Annotated in this window: 15 protein-coding genes; 13 read left to right on the top strand and 2 right to left on the bottom strand. The window is 42.2% G+C overall.

The window, feature by feature from the left end; all coding sequences use genetic code 11:
- The 9 genes from AC6CIB_RS14320 to yajC all read left to right on the top strand — a co-directional run bounded on the left by AC6CIB_RS14320 (position 1) and on the right by yajC (position 7714).
- Positions 1-975: a phosphotransferase gene (locus AC6CIB_RS14320; protein ID WP_498281716.1), complete on the top strand. Its 975-nt coding sequence runs from the start codon at positions 1-3 to the stop codon at positions 973-975.
- A 103-nt stretch (positions 976-1078) separates the two neighbouring features.
- Positions 1079-1816, top strand: coding sequence for a YhcN/YlaJ family sporulation lipoprotein (locus tag AC6CIB_RS14315; protein WP_498281714.1), 738 nt, complete (start codon positions 1079-1081; stop codon positions 1814-1816).
- 476 nt (positions 1817-2292) lie between these two features.
- The gene (locus AC6CIB_RS14310) at positions 2293-2832 is read left to right on the top strand and encodes a BofC C-terminal domain-containing protein (RefSeq protein ID WP_498281712.1); all 540 of its coding nucleotides are present in this window, start codon (positions 2293-2295) and stop codon (positions 2830-2832) included.
- A gap of 222 nt (positions 2833-3054) precedes the next feature.
- Complete coding sequence (ruvA, locus tag AC6CIB_RS14305; protein WP_498281710.1) at positions 3055-3666, top strand: Holliday junction branch migration protein RuvA; 612 nt, start codon at positions 3055-3057, stop codon at positions 3664-3666.
- Between the two features lie 28 nt (positions 3667-3694).
- Positions 3695-4696 (top strand): Holliday junction branch migration DNA helicase RuvB, encoded by a 1002-nt coding sequence (gene ruvB, locus AC6CIB_RS14300; protein ID WP_498281708.1) that lies wholly within the window; start codon positions 3695-3697, stop codon positions 4694-4696.
- Positions 4693-4899: a DUF2905 domain-containing protein gene (locus tag AC6CIB_RS14295; RefSeq protein ID WP_498281706.1), complete on the top strand. Its 207-nt coding sequence runs from the start codon at positions 4693-4695 to the stop codon at positions 4897-4899. Before ruvB ends, AC6CIB_RS14295 begins: the two co-directional genes overlap by 4 nt.
- Positions 4900-4938: 39 nt before the next feature.
- Positions 4939-5964, top strand: coding sequence for a tRNA preQ1(34) S-adenosylmethionine ribosyltransferase-isomerase QueA (gene queA, locus AC6CIB_RS14290; RefSeq protein WP_498281704.1), 1026 nt, complete (start codon positions 4939-4941; stop codon positions 5962-5964).
- A 297-nt stretch (positions 5965-6261) separates the two neighbouring features.
- Positions 6262-7401, top strand: coding sequence for a tRNA guanosine(34) transglycosylase Tgt (tgt, locus tag AC6CIB_RS14285; RefSeq protein ID WP_498281702.1), 1140 nt, complete (start codon positions 6262-6264; stop codon positions 7399-7401).
- 40 nt (positions 7402-7441) lie between these two features.
- Positions 7442-7714 carry a preprotein translocase subunit YajC gene (gene yajC / locus AC6CIB_RS14280; RefSeq protein ID WP_498281700.1) on the top strand — a complete coding sequence of 91 codons (273 nt, stop codon included), beginning with the start codon at positions 7442-7444 and terminating at the stop codon, positions 7712-7714.
- A 68-nt stretch (positions 7715-7782) separates the two neighbouring features.
- Here the strand turns inward: yajC and AC6CIB_RS14275 are convergent, their stop codons facing one another.
- Positions 7783-8154, bottom strand: coding sequence for a TIGR04086 family membrane protein (locus AC6CIB_RS14275; protein WP_498281698.1), 372 nt, complete (start codon positions 8152-8154; stop codon positions 7783-7785).
- A gap of 162 nt (positions 8155-8316) precedes the next feature.
- On the opposite strand from AC6CIB_RS14275, the gene AC6CIB_RS14270 reads away from it, so the two are divergent.
- Positions 8317-9612 carry an ArsB/NhaD family transporter gene (locus AC6CIB_RS14270; protein WP_498281696.1) on the top strand — a complete coding sequence of 432 codons (1296 nt, stop codon included), beginning with the start codon at positions 8317-8319 and terminating at the stop codon, positions 9610-9612.
- Between the two features lie 68 nt (positions 9613-9680).
- The gene (locus tag AC6CIB_RS14265; protein WP_498281694.1) at positions 9681-10331 is read left to right on the top strand and encodes a DUF421 domain-containing protein; all 651 of its coding nucleotides are present in this window, start codon (positions 9681-9683) and stop codon (positions 10329-10331) included.
- Positions 10332-10408: 77 nt separating this feature from the next.
- Here AC6CIB_RS14265 and spoVB read toward each other — a convergent pair whose 3' ends face one another.
- Positions 10409-11959: a stage V sporulation protein B gene (gene spoVB / locus AC6CIB_RS14260; protein ID WP_498281692.1), complete on the bottom strand. Its 1551-nt coding sequence runs from the start codon at positions 11957-11959 to the stop codon at positions 10409-10411.
- 125 nt (positions 11960-12084) lie between these two features.
- Here spoVB and AC6CIB_RS14255 point away from each other — a divergent pair, with 125 nt between their 5' ends.
- Positions 12085-12405, top strand: a complete 321-nt coding sequence (locus tag AC6CIB_RS14255; RefSeq protein WP_148969790.1) for a post-transcriptional regulator — start codon at positions 12085-12087, stop codon at positions 12403-12405.
- A gap of 130 nt (positions 12406-12535) precedes the next feature.
- On the top strand, positions 12536-14800 hold the full coding sequence (gene secDF / locus AC6CIB_RS14250; protein ID WP_498281690.1) for a protein translocase subunit SecDF: 2265 nt from the start codon (positions 12536-12538) through the stop codon (positions 14798-14800).
- Positions 14801-14814: the final 14 nt, after the last annotated feature.

Genomic DNA, 14814 nt, shown 5'->3' with positions numbered 1-14814 from the left:
ATGCATGTACGAGGAGACGATTATTCACATCGTCTCCTTTCTTTTTTACAATCTAAGTTATACGATCCCGGAGCAACCCTTAAAACGTTAAAAGAAGGAAAATGGAAGCTCAAAAGCAATGGTAGAAAGTGGTTTGTGAAACGATTTCCAAATCAACTGAGATTCTTACATCAGGAACGGCTGATTTCAACGTTGTTAAGGGAAAAGTTTTATCACGTTCTGCCGTTTCATCCTATTCATGAGCGGGAGATATTATTATTTGAAGGATCTCCGATCGGTATTACCACTTGGTTAGAAACGTCCCAGTCCATCAGTTATGATCAACCTGAAGATCGCGAAGATGCATTAAAGGTACTGAAAAAATTTCATTCAGTATCGAAAAAGATCAATGATTCATGGACAACTGAAATTCCACGGTACAAATGGCTGAAAAAATGGAAAAAACGAATGATACAGTTTCAATATAATCTTCCCTATTTGCAAGCCTTCATTCAACCTTATTATTTGTATACGTATTTAGAATGGGGGAAGTGGGCACTGAAAGAATTAAAATCAATCGACATCGATGAGCATGGAAAATGCATTACTCATGGAGATGTAGCACATCATAATTTCTTAAGAGGAAAGAACGGGATGGTGTATATGATTGACTTTGATTTAATGTCACTTTCTACAGAGTTAACAGATGACCTGCAGTTTTGTAACCGGATTTTACCATATTTAAATTGGTCTCTAAGTGACGTCAAACGCCTGACACCATTCAAATCATACGAGGATGAGCTCATTTTTTATCTTGGTTTAATGTATCCATCAGATGTGTTTCGAGAGTGGAATCGATTCATCCGTGAAGATCAATCTTATAAACAGCGTGTGTGGGGTTACTTAATCAATTTAACCCTTCATCAATTTTCGCAACGAATGCAATTCAATCAAGAGCTGCATGGAGAAGTGAAAAGGATCAATACCCAATTGTAGGAGATGTCTCCAAACTTTGACCCGAATGAAAGGTGAGATGCTTTCACAACCTATTGGTGAGCACAAAATATGCTCAAGTAATGGGTTGAAGGAGGAATCACCATTGAATAAACGATTATTCATGGTACCATTAACAGCCGTCATGACATTGGGCCTTGCTGCATGTAATAGTGGAGAAGAAGAAGCCCAAGATCGCTATACAGACTCCTATGAGCCCCTCGGCTTCTATTCAAACGAAGGCCACGGGGGAGATAAGGGAGATGAGAGGGACGGACCTCTAACTGAAATGTATGATCATTCTGTTGGGAAAGAAGGGCAGGATATCCGTCAAAAGAAACGTGATTACCTTCAAGTGAAGGATGAAAATGGAAATCCTCAAAATCCTTCAAGACCACTTGCTAACTATGACGAGAATTTCATGGCCCAAGACGGCCGCGCGAGCCATGGTGATGCGAATTATCACGGTCATTTAGATGATAATACGCGAAATGCGAAGAGATCTTATTATACAGCTTATGAAGGTGACCTCGCTGAGAAAATTGGCGATGTCACAGGAAAAGTTGAAAATGTCAGTGACGTTCGTGCGGTAGCTTATGGTTCTGATGTCTTGATTGCTGTAGAGCTTGATGACCATAGCAAGATAGAAGAAACGAAAACCAGAGTGAAAAAAGCCGTACAGCCATATCTTCATGGAAGAACGGTTTCGGTCGTGACCGATGAAGGTACATTCAGTCGAGTCAGAAACATTGACAATGATTTACGTGACGGCGGCCCAAGAGAAGGAATTAACTTTGATATGCACGATATGTTTAAGTCAGTAAAGCACCGTATCAATGAGTAAGAAGGGTGAGACTACTTAAAGAGTTCAATCTCTTTGGTAGTCTTTTTTTTGTTCTTTTCTCAAAGTTTGTTGTTTTGTAACATAAGCTCTGCCATTGGCTCTGTCAATCGGTGTGTGCAGATGGTGAGGGGAAATTTCAAGACAGAGCTTAAAATTGATAATACATTTAATTGAAAACAGGCTTTTTAGAAGATTTCTTTGCCGATTTCTACAACATAGGCGAAAATCAACCACATTACTCTTTATTAGAGGTTGCTTTTATTTTAGGATTTATTAAAACAAACCGCCCCGCGGAAAGCGAGCATCCTGTAGCGGAAATCAACTCCTACTTTCTTCTGTAAAATAGGTGATGGGTAATTTATTTCACTTTCTGAGGTCCGTCCCTAAAATAATTCACTTCAGACTGGATATTCTTATCATGGTTTGGCAAGACTAGTGGATAGAGCGTTACATAATTTAAGTTCGAGGTGATCACGATGACGATTAAGGTTCGAATCGTGTTTATGGTGATGTTGTTAATAGGTGCTTTTTACTTCACATTCTTTTATACAGAAGAGAAGCAGGCTGCTGATGGAGGCGAGCTGAATGAAACACCGGCAGAGGTTGCATCCGCCCACACAATCACGGTGATACTGGAAAGAGTATATCTGGATGGTGAGGTCAGTGAGGAAATTGTGCAGGAAACGATTTGGAGCATGGAAGACTTCTGGGCTGCATACGAGGATTGGCAGCTAGTGGATATGACGGAAGAACAGATCGTGTTTCAAAAACAAATGGATGATATATCCCCTCTCCTAAAGACAAATGGATATTTCGGTATATCGGATAATGGTGTTTTATCCATTTTTAATGGAAAACCGGGACAGGCAGAGATTATTCAATCCTTCTTCCCGATCGATGTAGAGAAGCTCGAAAGTAAACGGCATGATGATTTAGTCAAGGGCATCCCCATTAAGTCGAAGCAGGAATATGAAGAGGTACTCGAACAATTTAAAGCGTACTCCGTCCCTAAATAAGTGAGTGTAAAACCAGTGCACATGCCACTGGTTTTTTTATCGTTGAATTTTTCCCTGCCCAAGCTTTTCACAATCTGATAAAAATAGAACAAGTGTTTCTTTTTTGTCTCTCTTTCCCATCACTTCAAATAGTGATATGATACAATAGGTTTTATATGACTTTTTAACATGGTATGAAAGACTTTAGATAAATAGTGATAGTGGGAACAAGGAGAGAATGAGATGTATGAATATATAAAAGGGACAGTGACTCAAGTGGGTCCCGAGTACGTAGTGGTGGAGAATAGTGGAATCGGATTTCAGTTGTATACGGCGAATCCGTTTGTTTATTCTAAATATCAAAATCAAGAGATTCAGATTTTTACATATCAGCATGTGCGTGAAGATCTTATTGCCCTTTATGGCTTTCTTGCAATGGAAGAAAAATTGCTATTTATGAAACTATTAAATGTTTCAGGAATTGGTCCAAAAGGAGCTTTAGCGATTTTGGCCTCGGGTGCCCCCCAGCAGGTAATCACCGCCATTGAAGAAGAGAATGAGAGTTTTTTGACGAAGTTTCCCGGTGTGGGTAAGAAGACAGCACGTCAGATGATCCTGGATTTAAAAGGGAAGCTTCAGGATGTTGTACCTGATTATTTTCCAAGTTTATTCTCAAATCCAGAGGGGTCTGAAGTCTCCTCAGGGAAGGATGAGGCATTTGATGAAGCGATTCTTGCACTTAAAGCCCTTGGCTATTCTGAACGTGAAATCAAGAAAATCACTCCAAAGTTAAAAGGAGAAGGGCACACATCAGACGAAATCATCAGGAAAGCTCTTCAGCTCCTATTGAAATAAGTGGATTCCATGAAGGGAGGAAGTCTGGATGGAAGAAAGAATCGTATCAGGCGAATCAGAGTTAAATGAAGATTCCTTTGAATATTCCTTGCGTCCTCAGACAATAAAACAATATATTGGACAAGATAAAGTAAAGCATAATCTGGAGGTTTTCATTGAAGCGGCAAAGATGCGTCAGGAAACCCTGGATCATGTTCTTCTTTACGGCCCACCAGGATTGGGGAAAACAACCCTCGCTGCTGTCATTGCAAATGAGATGGGCGTAAACATGCGCACCACATCCGGCCCTGCTATTGAGAGACCGGGAGATTTAGCTGCCGTCCTGACGGCACTGGAACCTGGTGATGTGTTGTTTATCGATGAAATCCATCGTTTGCCACGGGCGATCGAAGAGGTTCTTTATCCGGCAATGGAAGACTTTTGTTTAGATATTGTCATAGGGAATGGTCCGAGTGCCCGGTCTGTTCGTTTAGACCTTCCGCCTTTCACCCTCGTGGGAGCGACGACCCGCGCCGGTGCATTATCAGCCCCTCTCCGTGACCGATTTGGAGTTTTATGCCGTTTGGAATATTATAATGAGGAACAGTTGAATGAAATTGTTCAGCGGACAGCCGCGATTTTAAATACAAAGATCGAAGCGACTGCATCTGAAGAATTGGCCCGCAGGTCGAGGGGGACTCCACGTATCGCCAATCGGTTACTCCGAAGGGTGAGGGATTTTGCTCAGGTGAAGGGCAATGGGGATATTACGACCAACCTTTCAAGGGAAGCCCTCGAGCTTCTTCAAGTAGACAAACTGGGTCTTGATCATATCGACCATAAGCTTCTTAAGGGCATCATCGAGCGCTTTAGAGGCGGGCCGGTAGGACTTGATACAATAGCAGCGAGTATCGGGGAAGAGTCCCATACGATTGAAGATGTATACGAGCCGTACCTTTTGCAAATTGGATTTATCCAACGGACTCCAAGAGGGAGGATCGTCACTCATCTTGTGTATGAACATTTCCAGTTGGAGGTGCCAAACAATTGACGGGATTGCCTAAGTTACTAATGATTATAGGTGGAATCATTCTTATTATCGGATTCCTGATGCAATTTATCAAAATAGGTAAGCTTCCTGGAGACATTATTATTAAAAAAGAAAACACAACATTTTATTTTCCACTTATGACTTCTATTCTGTTAAGTGTTATACTTTCCGTTGTCTTATATTTAATTGGGCGATTTAAATAGGAATCATGGGTGAGATTTAAATAAGCTAGGTGACAAATTGTGAAAGTAGAAGATTTTGATTTTCATTTACCGGAAGAACTGATTGCCCAGACTCCTCTGGAGAATCGTTCCGAGAGTAAACTGATGGTGTTGGATAAAAAGGATGGATCCATAGATCACCTCCATTTTAAAAATATCGTGGATTTCCTTCACGAAGGGGATTGTCTCGTTTTAAATGACACAAGAGTACTACCGGCACGTCTTTTTGGACAAAAAGAAGATACGGGTGCCAATATTGAAGTGCTTCTATTGAAACAAGAGGATGGAGACCAGTGGGAGACCCTTGTTAAGCCAGCGAAACGAATTCGCATCGGTACAGAGATTATCTTTGGAGACGGAAAATTAAGGGCTACCTGTGTTGGTTTAAAAGAGCATGGGGGAAGGATTCTTGAATTCCATTACGAAGGGATCTTCTATGAGGTTCTTGATGAATTGGGAGAAATGCCCCTTCCTCCATATATTCGCGAGCGATTGGAAGAGCAGGACCGCTACCAAACCGTATTTGCAAGGGAAAGAGGGTCAGCGGCAGCTCCGACGGCCGGTCTTCACTTTACGGAAGAACTGCTGGAAGAACTGAAAGCAAAGGGTGTACACATTGCGTTTATTACCCTTCATGTGGGGCTGGGTACGTTCAGACCGGTTTCCGTCGATACGATCGAGGAACATGATATGCATGCTGAGTTCTATCAGGTATCTGAAGGAACCGCCCGTCTATTGAACGATGTGAAAGCAAAGGGAGGGCGAATCGTAACAGTCGGAACAACGTCAACACGTACCCTCGAAACCATTGCAACGAAGCATGGGACATTCGTGGAAGAGAACGGCTGGACCAATATATTCATCTATCCTGGATATGAGTTCAAAGGGATCGACGGGTTAATTACCAATTTCCATTTACCGAAATCGACCCTGATCATGCTAGTCAGTGCCTTTGCGGGACAGGAAAACGTGATGCATGCCTATCAAACGGCCGTCAAAGAACAATACCGTTTCTTCAGCTTTGGAGATGCGATGTTTATTAAGTAATGGCTCTCTTTAACAAAAAGTCGTTGTTTTTGATATAGGTTTTGTAAACGTAATGGGTTTACCAAGAAGTTGATTGGAACGGAAGGTGCTCGACTCCTTTCGGGAATAGCTGGACAGGTGAGACCCCACAGGCGCTTGCGCCGAGGAGGCTCACCGCCAGCCCCGCGGAAAGCGAGCATCCTGGAGTGGAAATCAATCACTACTCGCTTATCAACAATGTTACTAAAACACCCTAAGTAATATACATGGGGACAAATAATGTTAACCCCTATGGAAATCGGAAGGAGAATTCGCACGTTGACTGCAATTAAATATGAATTAATCAAAACATGTAAACAAACGGGAGCGAGACTTGGGCGTGTACATACACCACATGGTTCATTTGAAACGCCGGTCTTTATGCCTGTTGGGACGTTGGCTACAGTAAAGACCATGTCTCCAGAGGATTTAAAATCAATGGATGCCGGGATCATTCTAAGTAACACGTACCATTTATGGTTACGCCCCGGACACGAGATTATCAGGGAAGCAGGCGGCCTTCATAAATTCATGAACTGGGACCGTGCCATCCTGACTGATTCCGGTGGATTCCAGGTGTTCAGTTTAAGTAAGCTTCGTCAGATTGAAGAAGAGGGTGTGCATTTCCGTCATCATTTGAATGGAGATAAGCTTTTCCTTAGTCCAGAGAAAGCGATGGATATTCAGAATGCCCTGGGCTCTGATATTATGATGGCCTTTGATGAATGTCCGCCGTATCCAGCAGAATATGAGTATATGAAGAGTTCTGTAGAGCGTACGTCCAGATGGGCAGAACGATGCTTAGCTGCACATCAGCGACCGCAGGATCAAGGATTATTCGGAATCGTGCAAGGTGGGGAGTATGAAGAGCTTCGTAAACAAAGTGCCCGTGATCTCGTTTCCCTTGATTTCCCTGGTTATGCTGTGGGAGGCCTTTCTGTCGGGGAGCCGAAGGACGTCATGAACCGGGTACTGGATTTCACGACGCCTCACCTGCCATCTGATAAACCTCGTTATTTAATGGGTGTGGGCTCTCCTGATTCCCTTATTGATGGATCGATTCGTGGAATTGATATGTTTGATTGTGTGCTTCCAACCCGTATTGCCCGTAACGGGACACTTATGACAAGCGAAGGCCGTCTGGTTGTGAAAAACGCAAAATTCGCAAGGGATTTCAGACCGATTGATGAGAATTGCGATTGCTATACATGTAAAAATTATAGCCGTGCGTATATCCGTCATTTAATTAAATGTGACGAAACGTTCGGAATTCGCCTTACGACTTATCATAATCTTCATTTTCTGTTAAAATTAATGGAGCAAGTCAGACAAGCGATTCGTGAAGATCGTCTAGGAGACTTTAGAGAAGAATTTTTCGAGCAATACGGATTCAACCGGCCTGATGCGAAAAACTTCTAAAGCTAAACCATAAATAGATAATTGAAAGGAGGGGAAAAGAATGGGAGGAAGTTTAGGAACAATTTTACCTTTAATATTAATGTTCGTTCTGTTTTACTTTTTACTGATCCGTCCTCAGCAAAAGCGTCAAAAAGCCGTTTCAAAAATGCAAAATGAGCTTGCCAAGGGTGATAGAATCATCACGATCGGTGGATTGCACGGTGCGATCGATGCTATCGAAGAAGGAAAAGTAGTCATTCTATGTGGTGACGGTAGCCGTCTTACATATGATCGTAATGCGATCAGAGAAGTAGTGAGAGCAGATCAAGTATAATAAAAAAGGGTTCCTCATCATTGTGCCAAGGCACTTTGGGAGGGACCCTTATTTATTTGGTGAGGGGACTAATTCTCCCTTTTTCCACCACTCATATTCACCCCGAGGATCCCCCCCATCATGGCTGTGAGGATGTAGCAGCCGTGATAGATAAGCTGCTCTATTGAAAACAGACTATCGTACCCGAGGTATTGAAATAAGAAGATGACCAGGGTGTAAATGAGCCCGGTTGATCCTCCGAGAGCCCATCCTTTTGTTTTTCCTTTTCCACCAGACATAAATCCGCCAACAAATAAAGACAGAAACGATATGATGGTGACAAATAATGTGATGGAGCTTTCAGTCAGTTCTGTAAACCGAAGCAGCAAAGAGAATAATAAGCTTGCGACAATCGCTATGACAAATATGGTTGTTGTCCCGTATAGAACGGCACCTCCCATTTTTTTCGCCTCGATGATGGTCCTCTCCCTTCTAACTCATTAAATTTTATTCATGTGATAGTACAAGCATATTCATCCATCCCTTGAAAAAGACTAGAAATTTTTCATGGTCAAGCCTCATAGACTAGTATGAAACTTCCTGGAGAAGGAGGGGCTGTGACCATGTCTCCGATAATCGTGTTGATTGTGTTTGTTTCTGTATACATCCTGCTGATGACTGAGAAATGGAACCGGGTATTGGCTGCCATGGCAGGCGGTGTTGCCATGCTTTTAATCGGGGCTTTTCCAATTGAGAAGGCGTTGTTTACGTATATAGATTGGAAAACCATCACTCTGCTGTTTTCTATGATGTTAATTGTGACGTTGACGAGTAAAACGGGGTTCTTTGAGTATATTGCCATCCGGTTTGCACAATGGGTGAATGGGAATGGACTGGCCCTTCTGACCCTTTTTTCCTTATTGGCGGCGATTGGCTCTGCCTTTTTGGCTAACGTAACGATTGCCATGTTACTAGTACCAATCCTTTTTAAACTTACGAAGTTACTTGAACTTCCTCCCATTCCTTTTCTGATTATGACGATCCTCGCTTGTAATATTGGGGGAACGGCGACTTTGATTGGCGACCCACCTAATATGATGATCGGTCAGGCGGTTAAACACTTTACGTTTAATGCATTTATTGAAAATTTATTACCCGTCGTTTTGCTGGTTTATATTGTTACGTTAATCATCATGTGTGTCCTATACAAAGAAGTCCTCCACGTAAAGGAAGACAGGAAATTACTTCTTAAAGGAATTAAGGCAGAGGAGTATTTAAAGAAAGACAGGGGGCTCCTTCAGTCCCTGTTTGTGCTTGGCCTAGTGTTGGTCGGCTTTTCTTTATATCCGATGTTTCATCTCGATGTAACGACCGTCTCCCTTGCCGGGGCGGTTCTGTTAATGCTGCTTCTCGAAAAAATTCATCCTCCAGAATCGATATTAAAAGAGGTGGAGTGGGGGACGCTGTTTTTCTTTATGGGCTTATTCCTTCTTGTGGGAGGGATCGAAGAGGCAGGCTTCATAGATGAAATCGCCCGTGAAATTTTGCGGTTAACAGATGGAGATATGAAGAAAACGGCATTCGTCATTTTATGGGGGACCGGTATATTGTCTGCCATTGTAGATAACATTCCATTTGTAGCTGCCATGATTCCGGTCATCCAGGAATTTGGTGAATTCGGTATGGTCAATATGGATCCATTATGGTGGTCGTTGGCTCTAGGTGCTTGTTTAGGCGGGAACGGTACATTGCTTGGTTCTTCATCAAATCTTGTGATTGCAGGACTGGCATCAAAAGAAGATGTACATATCAAGTTTTATCAATATTTACTTATTGGTGTACCCGTGACGTTGATTTCCCTTGCTGTTTCAACGATTTATGTGTATTTCAAATATATTCAGCCATTTTTAGGTGGATAAATATTCCTCCCATTAAATTTCTCTAACTGTCGATACTACATAAGACGAATGTATGAGGGGGAAAAGTAGTGGAGGAATATTTCCTAATTATTATACGCACTCTTTTTCTTTATTTTTTGATCATCTTTATTTTTCGAATCATGGGAAAAAGAGAGATCGGTGAACTAAGCATACTGGATTTAGTGGTCTTTATCATGATTGCCGAGATGGCTGTCATGGCCATTGAGCAACCTAAGGACCCCATCATCCACACGTTGCTTCCAATGGGGGTCATTGTGATGATACAAATCGTATTTGCATGGTTTTCCCTGCGATCCAAACCGTTTCGTGAACTGTTAGATGGGAAACCATCCGTTATCATCCATAACGGAATAATCGATGATAAGGTGATGAAAAAACAGAGGTATAACTATGATGATTTACTTCTGCAATTAAGAGAAAAAGATATCTTTAATCTGGCAGATGTCGAATTTGCAATTTTGGAACCTTCAGGTAAATTATCTGTATTAAAAAAAGATGATGAGGAGCAAGCATCTCAGTCCCTGACTTTGCCGTTGATATTAGATGGGCAGGTCCAAACCACTCATCTGGATATGATCGGGAAAACGGTTTTCTGGTTACGAAAGGAAATGAGGGATAGAGGCTTTAAGAATATACAAGAGATTTCATTCTGCAGCTTTCAGAATGGGCAATTCTATATTGACGAAAAAAATCATTAATCTTTAAAATGCAGGATCTGTTACCGTTCATGTAAAAACTCCTCAACAACATGTTGAGGAGTTTTTATGTGTGATGATTATACTGTAATAAATCGGCGGATGAATGGAATGCGCGCAAGGTCGTTTTTCACGATAAGCTTAAGACCGATGGAGAGGAGAAGGTATACAATCGTTGAAGACATGACTCCAATTAATAAGCGGAACACCAGGCCTTCACCGCTAAATAAGTATAGATACGAATAATGAGCCCATAATCCTGTGACAATCAGTACGAAGCCGATCTTTAAGTAATCCCTTAAGTAAATCGTCATCGGGATATATTTAAGGATGGTCATGAAATGAAGCATGGTGACGAGCATAAATCCTGTTACAATCCCGAGAGCTGCCCCATTGATGCCAAACGCGGGTTGGGAGGCAAGAATGAAGATGACACCGGTTTTTACCACGGCACCTATTAAGCTGTTGATCATTGCGGCTCTTGCCAGGTTCAGAGCTTGGAGAACAGCTTGCAGGGGCCCTTGATAATAATAAAATATAAAGAAAGGGGCCATGATCATTAAGAAACCTGCACCACTTTCGCTTCCGTACATCACCTGCATAAGAGGCTTGGCATAGACGTAAAGGATGACAACGGATATACCACCCGTAATCAAGCAGAATCTCAGAGCCTGTTGAAGCCTATGCTCAATTAATGTGAAGTTTTTTTGAGAGTTGGCTTCGCTTATGGCAGGTACAAGAGATTGAGATAATGAGAGTGTAATGAATGACGGAAGAAACAAGAGAGGTAGGGCATACCCTGTAAGAGATCCATACTGTTTCGTTGCCATTCCGGCCGCCACTCCAGCAAGGGCTAAGCTATTGACCACGACTATCGGTTCGAAAAACCAGGCAATCGACCCAATCATTCTACTCCCGGTTGTAGGCAAGGCCACACTCATCAATTCATTAAACGTCTCCCGTCCATTTCGGATCGAGGTGAAGAAATTTCGTCTAATTTTGAACTTTTTCTTTAATTTGAAGCTGGCGAACAGGTAAAGTAGAGATGCGAGTTCCCCTAATACGGATGCTACCATTGCAGCTGCGGCTGCATATTCAATCCCATATGGAAGAAAGGTTTTCGTTAAGACGGCTATCAACGTAATCCGGACCACTTGCTCAATGACTTGAGAATATGCAGATGGCTTCATGTTCTGTCTTCCCTGGAAATAGCCTCTGATGACAGAGGAAATCGCTACAATCGGAATGATCGGAGCGATGGCAACCAGGGGATAATAGATTCGATCATCAGTAAATAAAGCTTCGGTCAAGTAGGGAGCAAGCAGAATGAGAGCCGGGGTGAAGATGATGGAAAGCCCGAGTGTGATCGATAAGGAAACCACCAATATTTTTTTGACCTTCCGGATATCTCCCCTGGATTCAGCTTCAGCCACATTTTTTGAGATGGCTACAGGAAGGCCCAGTTGAGTGATGGTGATGACAAGGATCAGGGTCGGAAAAGCCATCATAAAAAGACCGACGCCTTCTTCACCGATGAATCTTGCAACGACGATCCGGTTTACAAACCCTAATATTCTAGTAATAAAGGCTGCCATCATTAAGATCATAGTGCCCTTAAGAAATTTTGACATAAAATTCCCTGCCTTCTCAAAATTGGTATTATCGTATACAATGATGTATATGCACAAGGGTGGACAAAGCATGACAAGTAGTGAACAATTCCGGCTATATTTAGCCCAGATGGGGTGAACGGGGAATGAAGAATAATCAGCATCCTTATGATCGTTTCTATGAATCGTTAGAACCAGCACTAATAAGCAAAGTAGAAGAATTTGAAATTCTTGGCTATGGAAAAGCAGATGTCGGCCGACTTTGGTCCTACTTAACGAAGAAAAAATGGAAGAAACCCGAAACGGATGTGAAATTCTTTCAGTTAGTGAGTGATGTGTTAACGGTTAAACCCGGGGAGTATATGAGCTTTGAAACGATTGAAGCATACAGGTCTCCCAATTGGTTCGCAGATGTGAATGAAGATGAGTTGAACGAACTTCTTCGTCCTAATAAGCACGGAAAATAGCCCGAAAAGAAATTGACACCTTTTTCTTTCTCGTAGATAATGAGAATGCCCGAAGATTTCAGGAATTATATTACTTTTTGAAGCACATAGTTCGTATGGTTTTTAAAACGGCAAGGAGGATCTATACATAATGGTAAAGCGTGGCCGAATAATTGCCTTCTTTATACTTGTGGTATTACTTGCAGGTACTATGGGAGGAACAACGAAAAGTATTGTCGATAACATTAAATTAGGATTGGACCTGCAAGGCGGATTTGAAGTTCTTTATGAAGTTCAAGAGATTAAGAAGGGTCAGGAAATTACGAAAGAAACGGTGTCCAATACAGCCGATGCATTGGACAAGCGTATTAACGTATTGGGTGTCAGTGAGCCTAATATTCAAATTGAAGATGGAAACCGGATCCGTGTTCAATTAGCAGGAGTGGAAGATCAAAACGAAGCAAGAGAAATCTTGTCCACTCAAGCCAACCTGTCGTTCCGCGACGTAAATGATAAAGTCCGGTTGGATGGTTCGGATCTTGCATCCGGTTCTGCGAAGCAAACCTTCGATGACAAGAACAATCCAATCGTTTCCTTGAAATTAAAAGATCGTGAAAAATTCTATGAATTGACAAAGGAAATATCAGCAATGGCTCCTCAAAATCAGCTGGTGATCTGGTTGGATTTCGAGGAAGGAAAAGATTCTTATCAAGCTGAAGTGGGGAAAGAAGATCCGAAATTCTTGTCTGATCCCGCTGTAAGACAGCCGATAAACTCCGATGAAGTCATCATTGAAGGGAATTTCACTGTTGAGCGTGCTCAGAATCTTGCTTCCTTATTGAATGCAGGAGCACTCCCTGTAAAGCTGGATGAAATATATTCAACTTCTGTCGGGGCAAAGTTCGGTCAGCAGGCTCTTGATAAAACAGTCACTGCCGGTATCATCGGGATTGCGATCATCTTCTTATTCATGATTGCGTATTACCGTTTCCCGGGCCTGATTGCTACGATTACACTTTCAGCTTATATTTACTTAATTCTATTGATTTTCGATTTAATGAATGGGGTCCTGACACTCCCTGGAATTGCAGCACTCATCCTTGGGGTCGGTATGGCCGTCGATGCCAATATCATCACCTATGAACGGATCAAAGAAGAAATGCGCGTTGGAAAGCCGATTCGTTCAGCCTTCCAAGCGGGTAATAAATCTTCATTCTTAACGATATTGGATGCTAACGTAACAACGATCCTTGCAGCAACAGTACTATTCTTATATGGAACAAGCTCCGTAAAAGGATTTGCAACGATGCTGATTGTCAGTATCCTGACAAGCTTCGTTACAGCTGTATGGGGTTCACGTTTATTACTTGGACTGTGGGTAAACAGCCGCTTCTTTAATACAAAACCAGGCTGGTTCGGTGTGAGCCAAAACGAAATCAAAGACCTGGCGGAAAATTACGATACGCTGGATCTGCCAACTCGTTTCGATCGCTTTGATTTTGCTGCACAGCGCAAAAAATTCTTCGGATTATCAGCTATCCTGATTACGGCGGGAATCATCATCCTGGCTATATTCAGATTGAATTTAGGGATCGACTTCGTGAGTGGTTCACGTATGGAAATCCTTGCCAATCAAAGCTTAAAGACAGAAGAAATTCAAGAGGAATTAACAGAGCTTGATTTGCCTTCTGAAGATGTCGTGATTTCAGGGGACGATGGGAATATCGCCGTCGTTCGCTATACGGAAGATTTAAACAAAGATGAGATCGCCGCATTAAAGGACCGATTTAATGAACTGTACGGAGCGGAACCAAGCATCAGCACCGTTTCACCTGTTATCGGGAAAGAGCTTGCTAAAAATGCGATGATCGCTGTTGCAATCGCATCGATCGGGATTGTCATCTATGTGACATTCCGCTTTGAATGGAGAATGGCAGCCGGTGCGATCCTTGCACTCCTGCATGATGCATTCTTTATCATTGCCTTCTTCAGTTTAACAAGACTTGAGGTAGATCTTACATTTATCGCAGCGGTCTTAACCATTGTCGGTTACTCTATAAATGATACGATCGTTACCTTTGACCGGCTCAGGGAAAACCTTCATAAGAAGCGTCGACTGAAAACGGATAAAGATATAGAAGATGTCGTGAACCAAAGTATCAGACAAACGATGGGGCGTTCGGTGAATACCGTATTAACGGTGGTGTTTACGGTTCTGGCTCTCATGATCTTTGGTAGTGAGTCCATTCGTAACTTCTCCATTGCCTTATTGGTCGGGTTGATTTCAGGTACGTATTCTTCTGTATTCATTGCCTCTCAAGTTTGGCTGGTGTTGAAGAAGAAAGAACTGAAGAAAACAGGTACGATCAAAACCGTGAAAGAAAAGAAAACGTGGTCAGACGAACCACAAGTATAAGAGTATGAATGGGT

The sequence above is a fragment of the Rossellomorea sp. GQ25 genome (assembly GCF_059758515.1).
This window is presented reverse-complemented; position numbering and strand designations above follow the sequence as displayed.